General features: G+C 69.3%; 6 protein-coding genes. 5 read left to right on the top strand and 1 reads right to left on the bottom strand.

Annotated features, from left to right (window positions below):
- Position 1: 1 nt before the first annotated feature.
- A complete protein-coding gene (locus ACZ48Z_RS26215) occupies positions 2–1216 on the bottom strand; it encodes an extracellular solute-binding protein (protein WP_468738326.1) in 1215 nt (404 codons plus the stop codon).
- A 641-nt stretch (positions 1217–1857) separates the two neighbouring features.
- On the opposite strand from ACZ48Z_RS26215, the gene ACZ48Z_RS26210 reads away from it, so the two are divergent.
- The 5 genes from ACZ48Z_RS26210 (at position 1858) to ACZ48Z_RS26190 (ending at position 12524) form a co-directional block, all read left to right on the top strand.
- On the top strand, positions 1858–2016 hold the full coding sequence (locus ACZ48Z_RS26210) for a hypothetical protein (RefSeq protein WP_468738325.1): 159 nt from the start codon (positions 1858–1860) through the stop codon (positions 2014–2016).
- Positions 2017–2637: 621 nt separating this feature from the next.
- Positions 2638–5640, top strand: a complete 3003-nt coding sequence (locus tag ACZ48Z_RS26205; protein ID WP_468738324.1) for a TIM-barrel domain-containing protein — start codon at positions 2638–2640, stop codon at positions 5638–5640.
- A 133-nt stretch (positions 5641–5773) separates the two neighbouring features.
- Positions 5774–7630, top strand: a complete 1857-nt coding sequence (locus tag ACZ48Z_RS26200; protein ID WP_468738323.1) for a DUF4091 domain-containing protein — start codon at positions 5774–5776, stop codon at positions 7628–7630.
- Complete coding sequence (locus ACZ48Z_RS26195) at positions 7627–11289, top strand: beta-galactosidase (RefSeq protein ID WP_468738322.1); 3663 nt, start codon at positions 7627–7629, stop codon at positions 11287–11289. The genes ACZ48Z_RS26200 and ACZ48Z_RS26195 overlap by 4 nt, the downstream gene beginning before the upstream one ends.
- Entirely contained in the window at positions 11289–12524 is a 1236-nt protein-coding gene (locus tag ACZ48Z_RS26190) for an SGNH/GDSL hydrolase family protein (RefSeq protein WP_468738321.1), read from the top strand. The genes ACZ48Z_RS26195 and ACZ48Z_RS26190 overlap by 1 nt, the downstream gene beginning before the upstream one ends.
- Positions 12525–12528 lie beyond the last annotated feature (4 nt).

The raw sequence follows: 12528 nt of genomic DNA, 5'->3' as shown, positions 1-12528 counted from the left end.
GTCAGCCGGTCTTCTGCGCGGTCTTCTGGATCTTCTCCAGGACCTTCTTCGGATCGCCGCCCGCCACGGCGGTGCCTATCTGCTGCTTCACCGCGCCGTCGACGGCAGCCCAGCCCGGGTTGTCCGCCGGGGCAAACTTGGCGCCGGCCAGGGCGTCGACGAACGGCTTGTAGTAGCCGGTGTCCGAACTGAGCGCGTCACCGGCCGACTTGGTCACCGACAGGAATCCCTCCGTGGACAGGAACCTGGAGGCGTTCTCCTTCTGGTAGACGAAGTCCAGGAACTTGTTGACGCCCTCGCGGTTCTTGCCCCCGTCCTTCTTGAAGGCCACCAAGTAGTCCTGCACGCCCAGGGTGTTGTGGGTGGTTCCGTCCTTGCTGGGCAGCGGGGCGACGCCGTAGTCGAGCTTCTTGTCGACGGGGTCGATGAAGCCCTTGCGCATGAAGACAGCGCCGTTGATCATGCCGATCCGGCCCTGCGCGAACTGGTTGAAGACGTCCTTGCGGTTGGTGGTCTCCGGGTTGGGCTGGGTCAGCCCTTCCTTGGTCAGCTTCCTGAGGTAGGTCAGGGTCTCCACGTTCGCCGGCTGGTCGACGGCCCACTTGCCGGAGCCGTCGACCCAGCCGCCGCCGTTGTTCATCGACCAGATGCCGAACTCGCCCTGGGCCTCCTCCGGTCCGAGCGGCAGGCCCAGGGGGATGACCCCGGTCTTCTTGACGTGCTTGATCTTCTTGGCGGCGGCCTCGACCTCGGCCCAGCTCTTCGGCGGCGCCGTGACACCCGCCTGCTTGAAGATCGCCTTGTTGTAGAAGAACAGCCGCGCGCTGGAGATGAACGGCAGGCCGTACTGGACTCCTTGGTACTTGGCCTGGTCGGCGAAGAGGGGCAGGAAGTCACCGAGCACCTTCGCCGACACCGCCTCGTCCGCTGGGTAGATCAGGTCGTCGCGGGCGAAGTCCGAGAACTTGTTGTAGTTGAGGACGTCCGGCTGCTGCTTGGTCTGGATGTATGTCTTGACCTTGGAGTCCATCTGCTCCCAGTCGACGACTTCCAGGTTGACCTTGTAGCCGGCGTTGCGGGCCTCGAAGTCCTTGATGAGCCGCGCCCAGTAGGGCTGGGTGTCGTCGTCGTACTTCGCGGCCACGAAGGTGATCGTCCGGCCGTCCGAGTCGCCGCTGTCGGAGGAGCCCCCCTTGCCGCATCCGGTGAGAGCCAAGGCCAGAACCAGGCCTGTGGCTGTGCCTGCGAGGTGCCGTTTCACTCGGGTACCACCCTCTCTTCGTACCACTGCAGTGACGTTGGGTGCGGCTCAATGCTTATTTATGCTCGAATGTTGCCCACTTCGAGCAGTAATCAACATCATGCTCGACCAATCACGCATAGTGTCAAGGGGCCGCCGGATCACGACTCGGTCACGCCGGATGCGGATCGCATGGGCGCCGGCACTCACGCAGGGGCGGTGATTCACCGCGCGACCACGGCAATCACGTCCACGCCATGTCGTCCGAGACGGGAGTCGCACGAGCCGGACGGAGACCGAGATCGCCACCCCGCCGGTGCCGGCAGCAGGCCGTCGCCCTCGCACGGCCTGAAGCCGCCCCCGTCGCGGAGCTGCCACGACGGGTGAACGTGTGGCCGTCGCCGGCTGCGGCACGTCGTGGTTCATGGCCCAGGCGTACGCGATGCTCCGCGAGTCCGGCGGACATGGCGGGGCCGATGCCTTCCCGGCGTCCGCGATGCCCGTCGGGCCGCGCTTCGACCGGGAGGTCGCGCCGACCCGGTCGGGCACCACGACGGAGGTGCCGGACGCGCTCCAGCGTCTGCGGGGGCCCCACCGTCGCGGTCACCGCCGGCCGCGTGACCGCCGTCATGGAACTCGTGGACACCGCCGCCTTCCTGGAGTTCGCCGACGAGACGTCGCTCGCGCAGACCCGGCTTACCACTCCTGAACTGGCGTTTCTTCGCGCCCTGTCCGGCGAGCACCTGAGCGCTCCGGCCGTGCAGGGGCAGCCGTAGCCCTGCCGAAGAGCTCCTCGGCGCCGGGCAGTTCACGTTCCTCGGCGGCGGCTGGGCGTACGGCGTCACACCGGAGGCGGCACTGAAGTTGCGCGGGGCGGCGGACGCCTGCACGGCGGTGTACCCGTGGATGAAGTACCCCCACAGGCCGATCGGCGTCACCGGACCGGGGCGAGTGGCGAGTGGCCTGGTGGTTCGGCAAGTTGCCCGGCATACCTGAAGGGCTGCCCGGCGAGATCGCACGAACCGGCGACCGACCGGCGCCCTTCGGCCATGACCCGGTGACAGACCTCGTCCTGGTGCAGCGGCTCGCCGTCGCCCTCGGCGCGGCGCGCGGGCTCGACCCGGACAACCCGCGTCATCTCACGCGTTCGGGAATTCTCGCCTGACGCCGTTCACACAGAATTTACGGCCTTCCGGGGCCTCGTCCGCTGCCCGCGGCTCATGCCGTGAGCAGCGGACCCGCCCCTCAACAGCGGTATCACCGGCCCGCGGAGCCCCGCGGGAATCAAGGACCGCATCGTTGACAGATGAATTTTCCTGCAAGAGTATGTGCGCAAAACTACAAGATCTTGCATCGCTCATCAGAGACTCCCAGCCTCTGCCCGCTGGAGGACAACAGTGCGTGCACAACCCCGCAGACTCGGCGCCGTACTTGCCGCCGCCCTGACCCTGACTCTCGCCTCGCTCGGCACGGAGCCCCTGGCCCAGCCGGCGCAGGCCGCTTCGGCCCCACGGCCGAAGGTGACCGAAACCGCGGACGTTCTCACCCTGTCCGTACCGGCCACCGGGAAGACCACCGGCTACTCGGTCGACATACCCACCGACGGCGATCTCGCCCTCCGCACCGAACGCGCCGGAACGTCCGTCCTCGCCACCGCGGGCGGCGGCACCGGCGCCTTACGGTTCCGTTCCGGCAGTTCGTGGCAGCACGCCACCGACGTCACGGGCTGGCGCTGGAAGGACGGGGTCCTGACCCTCACCGCCGGCACCACGTTTGCCGGGGCCACCGTGCAGGCGCGCCTCACCCCGGCCGCCGACCGCTACCAACTCGACTGGAACGTCGAGGGAGTCGAGCCGGACCGGCTGGGACTCGCCTACGACCTGGCCTCCGCCGGGCACTGGTACGGGCACGGCGAGGCCGAGACCCCGCAGGGCGGCCCCGGCACCGACCAGCCCTGGCCGCTGGACAGCGGCCAGGTCGAGCACCCCGGCTTCTCCCCCGCGTCGTACCACATGATCGATCCGTTCTGGTACACCTCCAGCTCGACCGGACTCCGCGTCGACACCGGGCATGTCATGGACGTGGCGATCAACGAGGGCAAGGACGGACTCGGACGCTTCGACATAGAGTCCGGCGACCCCTACAAGGCCACCGTCTTCGTCGAGTCGACGCCGCTGGAGGTCTACCGCGACTACGTCGGCATCGTCGGGAAACCGGCGAAGAGCGACGCCACGTACGAGCAGTACGCCAAGCCGGTCTGGAACTCCTGGGCGCAGTTCTACACCCACGTCGACCAGGAGAAGGTCCTCGACTACGCCACCGATCTGAAGGACAACGGGCTCGAAGGGCACGCCCTCCAGCTCGATGACAAGTGGGAGTCGAACTACGGCAACCTGACCTTCGACGCCAAGGCCTATCCCGATCCGAAGGCCATGTCGAAGAAGATCCACGATCTCGGTTTCGACTTCGGGCTCTGGACCACCCTGTGGATCAACCTCGACTCCGACAACTACCAATTCGCCGTCGACAAGGGCTACTTGCTCAAGGATGCCGCCGACACCGCCAAGCCCTGCACCGTGACGTGGTGGAACGGAACGGCGGGCATCATCGACCTCGCCAACCCCGAGGCCAAGGCCTGGTACACCGGCCGCATCAAGACGCTGATGAGCGACTACGACATCGACGGCCTGAAGTTCGACACCCGTTTCTTCGACGACAAGTGCGCCCCGCGCGACGGGTTCAAGCCCACCGACTACCAGCGTCTCGGCACCGAGCTCGCCGACGAGTTCGACCTCCAGGGTGTCGGTATCCGCGTGCACTGGGGCTCCACCGCCCACCAGGCCGGGTTCGTCACCCGGCAGGTCGACAAGGGCACCGGCTGGGACTCGGTCCGCGCCTCCGTCAGCCAGAACCTGGCGATCTCCACGATCGGCTACCCCTTCGTCACCACCGACATGATCGGCGGCTCCGGAGGCCAACCCGCCCCCGAGAAAGACGTGTTGATCCGCTCGGCACAGGTCGCCTCGCTGATGCCGCTGATGTACTCCTCGACCTCGCCCGTCGACACGATCGACGTGACGACCGGCCAGAAGGTCGTCTACGACCAGCAGACCATCGACCTGTACCGGGCGGCGATCAAGCGGCACGAGCGTCTCGCGCCGTACATCTGGGACCAGGTGCAGCAGACCCTGAAGACCGGTGACCCGATCGTCCGGCCGCTGTTCTTCGACTACCCGAAGGACAAAGCCGGTTACACCGTCTCCGACGAGTGGATGCTCGGCCCCGCCGTCCTCGCCGCACCGCAGGTCGCCGACCGGGCCACCCGGACCGTGCACCTGCCCCCGGGCACCTGGTACGACGTCAACCAGGGCACCGTGATCCGCGGTCCGAAGGATCTCAAGGGCTACGGCGCTCCCCTGGGCGTCACCCCCGCCTTCGTGAACCTCAAGGCGAAGGGCGCCGCCAAGGCGCTGCGTGCCCTGCGGAGCGCCAAGGCCCCCGCCGCCTCCGTGCTGCTCGCCCCCGACGCGCCGGAGACCGGCAACGGCGAGGCCTTCGAGATCACCACCACGGCCACCAACTGGGGCTCCCGGCCGCTGAAGCGGGTCACGGCCGCGCTGAAGGCGCCCGACGGCTGGCGCGCCGAGGCCACCACGGCCGCGACGACCCGGTCGCTCGCCGCCGGCGCCACGCTCACCACCAAGTGGACCGTCACCCCGCCCGCCGACGCGGCCTGGGGCAGTCACACCCTCACCGGGACGGTGACCTACGACGGCAGCCCGCCGGTCTCCGACCGCGTTCCCGTGAAGGTGAAGCCGCAGCCGGGCGCGGTCTCGGCGCCGTACCGCACCGCCGACACCGCGGGTGACGCCCAATTCGCCCAGGCCGGTGACCAGTTCGCCCTCTGGGCGGGCGGCCAGGACCTGTCCGGCTGGAAGGACGAGAAGGCCACCGTCTACGAGAAGGCAGTCGTCGCGGACAAGGCCACCGTGCGGGCACGGCTCGTCTCCCAAGAGTCCGCCAGTCCCGTCGGCAAGGCCGGCCTCGCCGTCGCCAACGACCTGACCGCGCCCGAGAAGGGCGGTTACGCGGTCCTCGTCATGACGGACAAGTACGGCCTGGAGTTCATGACCGACAGCGACGGCGACGGAAAGCTCGACACCTGGGCGGGCGGCGGCCAGACGTATCACCCCGCCTACCTGAAACTGGTGCGGGACGGCACGACGTACACCGCGTACGCGAGCAAGGACGGCACCACCTGGTCCACCGTCGGGTCTGCCACGGTCGCCTCGGTCTCCGGCACCGGCGACGCGGGCCTGGTCGCCTCGGGCGCCAACGTCAACTACCCAGGTGAACGGATCCAGGCCGTCTTCGACGGCTTCTCGGTCACCGCGCCCTGAGCAGTGACCGCGTCCAGAACAGTTGCGCGTCCTGAACGGACACCGCGTCAGGGGCGCTTCCGGCCGACGCAGCCCGGAAGCGCCCCGACAGCTCGGCAGTATCCGACGGCCCTTTTCCGACAGGGGTTCACCCATGCCACGGCTCGCCCGTACACCTGCCCTCATCGCGTCCTTCCTCGCCGGCGCACTCGTCGCGACCACCACCACCGTGATCGCGGCCACCGACGACGACCAGCACAAGCCCACCACCACCTGGCTGACCGTGAAGGTCGCCGACGCCATGGGTACCAGGGACACCGTCATCTGGGTCCCCACCGGCTCCTTCGCGAGCTCCGCGGAGGTCCGCGTCCCGCGCTATCCGATGACCGCCATCGAGGGCAAGGACACCAAGGACCTGTCCCTGGACGCCGTACGCGGCGAACAGGTCTCCGCGCAGCTCGCCATCGCCTCCGGCACGCCCCTCGACGACGTGCACGCGAAGGTCGGCGACCTGACCGGGCCGGGGGGCGCCAAGCTCGACGGCGACAGCACCAAGGTGCGGTTCGTGAAGTACGTCCCCGTACAGCGCTCCAAGAGCGAGGTCGACTGGTCGGCCACCATCGACCAGGTCAGCTCCGCCAAGGAGGTCTCCGGAGACCGCAACCCGGACGTCGTCGGCGACCCGCTGGAGGAACGCGACTCGGTCGACGTCCCCGCGTACGCCGCCCAGCCGCTCTGGTTCACCTTCCACATCCCGAAGAACGCCAGGCCCGGCACCTACAAGGGGACGGTCCGCGTCGCCGTCGGCGACGACACGCAGGCCACGTACCCGCTCACCGTGAAGGTCGCCGACGCCACCGTGCCGGCGCCCGCCGACTACAAGTTCTTCCTCGACGTCTGGGCGCAGCCGGAGACCATCGCACAGGCCCACAAGGTCAAGCTGTGGTCGAAGGAGCACTGGAAGCTCATCGAGGCGTACAACCGCGATCTGGCCTCGCGCGGGCAGAAGGTCATCAACACCACGATCGTCGACAACCCCTGGCACCACCAGTGGTCCCTCGGCACCCGTCAGTCGCAGACCGCGACGCCGTACACCAGCATGGTCGGCTGGACGTGGAACGGGACGAGGTTCGCCTTCGACTTCGCCCGCTGGGACAAGTACGTCGAGACCGCCAGGAAGGCCGGGCTCGGCCCCGACATCGGCGCCTTCTCGATGCTGGCGTTCCAGGACCAGGAACACCTCACCTACACCGATACGCGAACCCGGAAGACCGTCTACGAGAACGTCGATCTGGGCGGAACCCGCTGGCGGGAGGCCTGGGGCGCCTATCTGCCCGCCTTCGAGGCCCACTTGAAGAAGAAGGGCTGGCTGAAGGACACCTGGCTGTCCTTCGACGAGCGGCCGATCAGCACCATGACGGTGGTCAAGGACTTCGTCCACGAGGTGGCGCCGGTCTTCGACGACCGGATCTCCGTGGCCGGTTCGATCACCACGGAAGGCGTCGCGTCGAACCTGTCGGTCGACTGGGGCGGCATCGACGCGATGACGAAGGAGAAGGCGGCGCAGCGGCGCGCGGCCGGCAAGATCACCACGTTCTACGTGTACGGCGCGCCGGCCCACCCCAACACCCTGTCGTACTCCCCCGCCGTCGAGTCGCGGATGCTGCCGTGGATCTCCGCCGAGCGCGATCTCGACGGGTTCCTGCGCTGGTCGTACAACAGCTGGACCAGCGACCCCTTCAAGCAGCCCGTGCACATCTTCACCCAGGGCGACGAGTACCTGGTCTACCCGGGGAAGAACGGGCCGATGTCCAGCATCCGCTGGGAGCAACTCAAGGAAGGCATCGAGGACTTCGAGCTCATACGGCAGCTCCGCGCGAAGGACGGCGGTGACAGCGCGGCCCTCACCGAGGCGCTCACCACGGCCACCCGGGATCTGGACGGCCGTACGAAGAACGTGACCGACATCGAGACCGCGCGGGCGGCCGTGGTGAAGGGGCTGACGTCATGAGAAGGCCCGGGAGATCCCTGCTGCTCACATCCCTGCTGACCGCCCTGTCCCTGACCGTGCCCACCGCAACGGCGGCGACGGCACCGGCCGAGGCGGAGGCCCAGGTGGTCCCCGTGGCGGGCAAGCAGCACACGGTCACCTACGACCAGTACTCCGTGCGCGTCGACGGCAAACCCCTCTACATCTGGGGCGCCGAGCTGCACTACTTCCGGCTGCCCAGCCCGGACGCCTGGCGTGACGTGCTCCAGAAGATCAAGGCGGGCGGCTTCAACGCGGTCTCCCTGTACTTCGACTGGGGCTACCACTCCGCCAAGCCGGGCAGTTACGACTTCACCGGCATCCGTGACGTGGAACGGCTGCTCGACGAGGCCGAGCGGGCAGGGCTGTACGTGATCGCCCGCCCCGGCCCCTACATCAACGCTGAGGTGTCCGGCGGCGGCATGCCCGCCTGGCGCTCCGCCCAGGCGGGCGTGAACCGCACCTCCGAGCCGGAGTACCTCAAGGCGGCGCGGGAGTGGATGAGCCGGATCAACCCGATCATCGCGCGTCACCAACTCACGCGCGGTACAGGATCGGTGATCCTCTATCAGGTCGAGAACGAGTACCAGGGCGGCCGACACGACGCCGACTACATGCAGACGCTCATCGACTGGGCGAAGCAGGACGGCATCGACGTGCCGACCTTCGTCAACGACGGGGGCGCCAACCAGAACTGGGTGAGCGGCAAGGGCGCCCCCGACATCTACGGCTTCGACGCCTACCCGCAGGGCTTCGACTGCAAGGACCCCGACACCTGGAAGAACCTGCCGGACTATTCCTACGTCAACGAGTGGAAGCCCGAGTCGCCGCTGCTCATCCCGGAGGCGCAGGGCGGTGCCTTCGACCCGTGGGGCGGCACCGGCTACCAGGACTGCGCGAAACTCACCGGCACCGACTTCACCCGGGTCTTCGGCAAGATGAACATCGCCGCCGGTGTCACCGGTCAGTCCTTCTACATGACGTACGGCGGCACCAACTGGGGCTGGCTCACCGACCCGAACGCCGTCTACACGTCGTACGACTACGGGGCCCCGATCAACGAGTCCCGCCAACTCACGGACAAATACCAGGAGTTCAAGCGCCTCGGATACTTCGTGAACTCGGTCGGCTCACTGGCACGGACCGACAAGGCCACCGCGCCCACCCCGTCCGACGAGGCGCTGCGCATCGACCGGCGCGTCAACCCGGACGACGGCACCCAGTTCTTCACAGTCCGGCACACCGACACCCGGGTGAAGGACGAGGACGAGACGACGCTGTCCCTGTCGGGCGCGGACGGCGACTATCCGCGCGTGCCGCAGCAGGGCGCGATCACCGTGGACGGCCGGGACGCCAAACTCCTCGTCGCCGGTTACGACCTGGGCGACCAGCGACTCGTCTACTCCACCTCGGAGATCATGACGCACGCCGCCATCGGCCACCGCGAAGTGGCCCTGCTGTACGGGCGTGCGGGCGAGGCCGGCGAGACCGTGCTGCGGTACGCGAAGCGGCCCCGGGTGAAGGTACTCGACGGCGACGTCACCACCACCTGGGACGCCGCACGCGGCGACCTGCGCCTCAACTACACCCAAAAGGGCTTGATCCGGGTGCGGGTGAACGGCCTGGAACTGCTGATCGCCGACGTCGCCGAGACCGCCCACTGGTGGCGTCAGGACACCTCCGCCGGGCCGGTTCTGGTGCGCGGCCCGTCCCTGGTCCGTACGGCCGAAGTCACGGGCGGCACACTGACGTTGACCGGCGATTCGGCCAAGGCCGAGAAGATCGAGGTCATCGCGGACGCGAAGAAGGCCACCTGGAACGGCCGCAGGACCACCGTCACCGAGGCGCCGAGCCCGGTCAGGCTTCCGAGGCTGTCGGCATGGAAGTACAAGCAGGAAGCCCCGGAATCCGCCCCGGACTTCGACGACTCCTCCTGGACCACGGCCGCCCGTCTCACCGCCAACAATGCCGCCCTGAACGGCTCGTTGCCGGTGCTCGCGATGGACGAGTACGGCTACCACCACGGCGACGTCTGGTACCGGGGCCGCTTCAAGACCACCGGGGCCGCGACCGCGCTCGCCCTGAACGCCGACACCGGCCCGACCGGCCAGTACGCGGTCTGGCTCAACGGCCGCCACCTCGGCACCTCCGGCGACGGCGCGCACACCTTCGACATCCCGGCGGGCACCCTCAAGGCCGGCGCGGACAACGTGCTCGCCGTCCTGGCCGAGAACGCGGGCCACAACGAGGAATGGGGCCACGACTACTCCAAGGAGCCGCGCGGCCTGCTCGGCGCCGAGGTGATCGGCGGGGCCTCCACCCTCACCTGGAAGATCCAGGGCAGCCGTGGCGGCGAGAACCCGGTCGACCCCGCACGCGGCCCGTACAACAACGGCGGTCTGTACGGAGAGCGGGCCGGCTGGTCGCTGCCCGGTTACCCGGACGGCGACTGGAAGCGCACCACACTCGCCGCCAGGTCCGCGGCTACGGAGCCCGGCGTGCGGTGGTACCGCACCAGCGCGAAGCTCGACCTGCCGAAGGGCCAGGACAACGCGATCGCGCTGGACCTGGCGGAGGCCGAGGGCGGCAGCACGGCCTACCGGGCGCAGATCTTCGTCAACGGCTGGCTGATCGGACGCTATCTGCCCGCCACCGGGCCCCAGACCCGTTTCGTCATCCCCAAGGGCATCCTGCGCGAGCAGGGCGACAACAGCATCGCCCTGGCGGTGTGGTCCAACGGCAAGGCGGCGGGCCCGGGTTCGGCGAAACTCGTCGACCTCGGCGCGACGGCCGGCGGCATCAAGGTGAAGCCGGTGGCCGCGCCCTCGTACGACGCGAAGACGTACGCCATGCCGGACGCCGGGGCCCGGGTCTCCGTGGACGCCGAGCCGTTCCTGAGCACCGGCGTGGCCACCAAGGTCCCCGTCACGCTCGCCGTGCCGAAGGACGCCCCCACCGCACACGACGTCAACCTGGCCCTGACCGTCCCGGACGGCTGGACCGCGACCGCGGACGGGGCCACCGGCTTCGCACGGGTCAGGCCCGGCGCGTCGGTGACCGCCGTGTACACCGTGACCCCGCCCGCCGACCCGGTCCACTACGCCGTGCTGTCAGCGACCGCTGCGCTTCAGCAGAAGGGCCACCCGTCCACGGTGACCGGCGAACGTGCCGTGCAGGTGCCGCCGCCGGGGCTCTCCAAGGACGCGTACGTCAGCGATCTGACCCTGGTCACGGCGGTCAACGGCTGGGGCCCCGTAGAGAAGGACCTGTCCAACGGCGAGGCCGCTTCCGGGGACGGACGGACCCTCACCATCGCCGGCACCTCCTACGACAAGGGTCTGGGCGTCCACGCGAACAGTCAGGTCCGGGTCTATCTCGGCGGTGGCTGCACCCGGTTCACCGCCGTCGCCGGGGTGGACGACGAGGTCGGTGACGGCGGCAGCGTCTCCTTCCAGGTGGTCGCCGACGGCCGCACCCTCGCCACCACCCCGGTCGTGTCCGGCTCCGACGGCGGCACCGCCGTCGACGTGGACGTGTCCGGCGCCCGCTGGCTCGACCTGCTGGTCGACGGGGGCGGCGACGTCTCCAGCGACCACGCCGACTGGGCCAACGCCAGGCTGACCTGTGCGGACGGTTCCTGATGGCCGCCCGGACGCGAGCGATACGCGGCGGGCCCATCGCCCTGCTGCTTGCGCTCATCGCGGTCCTGGCGGGGCCGGTCGCGCCCGCCGGGGCCGGCCGGCAGGCCGGTCACGGTCACGGCTGGACCGGCACCTGGGCGACCGCCCCCAGCGAGCACTACGACGTCTCGGGCATGTCCGAGGTCACGGTGCGGATGCCGGTGCGCACCAGCGTCGGCGGGTCCCGGGTCCGCGTCCGGCTGTCCAACGCGTACGCCACCCAGCCGGTGACGATCGGTCACGCGACCGTGGGGCTGCGCGACGGCGGCTCCGCCGTCAAGCGGCCGACCGAGGTGCGGTTCGGCGGGGAGCGGCAGGTGACGATCCCGGCGGGCGGCACAGCGGTCAGCGACCCGGTCGGGTTCCCGCTGCCCGCCGGTGCCGACCTGGTGGTCAGCCTCTATCTGTCCGGTCAGGTCTCACACATCACCGACCACTGGTGGGCGCAGCAGACCGTGTACTGGACGGACTACCAGGCCGGTGACCATGCCGCCGACCCCGGCGGCGAAGCCTTCACCTGGACCACCACGAGCTGGCCGTTCCTCTCCGGCGTCGATGTGAGCGCGCCCAGGGCGGGGGCCGTGGTGGCGCTGGGCGACTCGATCACCGACGGGTCCTACTCGACGGCCGACACCAACCGGCGCTGGCCCGACCTGCTGTCCGCGCGGCTGAACGCCTGCCGGCCCGGCGCCGGGGTGCTCAACGCGGGCATCGCCAGCAATCGGATCACCGCCGGGACCGAGACCAACCCCTCCGCGCTGGACCGCCTCGAACGGGACGTGCTGTCCCAGCCGGGGGCCAGGACCCTGATCCTCTTCGAGGGGATCAACGACCTCGGCGGGGCGAGTGCCGAGCAGATCATCGCCGGGATGAAGACCATCGCGAGCCGGGCGCACCAGCGCGGTATGCGGGTCGTCGGCGCCACCATCACCCCGTACAAGGGCTTCACCTGGGGCGGCTGGAGCGAGGAGACGGAGGCCCGGCGCCAGCAGGTCAACGCGTTCGTACGGCACTCGGGCCGCGTCTTCGACGACTACGCCGACTTCGACCGGGCGGTACGCGATCCGGCCGACCCGCAGCGGCTCGGCGAGGCGTACGACTCCGGCGACCATCTGCATCCCAACGACGCCGGGATGCAGGCGTTCGCCGACTCCATCGACCTGACCTCGCTCGGCCTCGGCCGCGGCTGTTCCTGAGGAG

The sequence above is a fragment of the Streptomyces sp. NPDC031225 genome, from assembly GCF_055570355.1.
The sequence above is the reverse complement of the archived record's forward strand: the minus strand, read 5'-3'. Positions and strand labels throughout refer to the sequence as shown.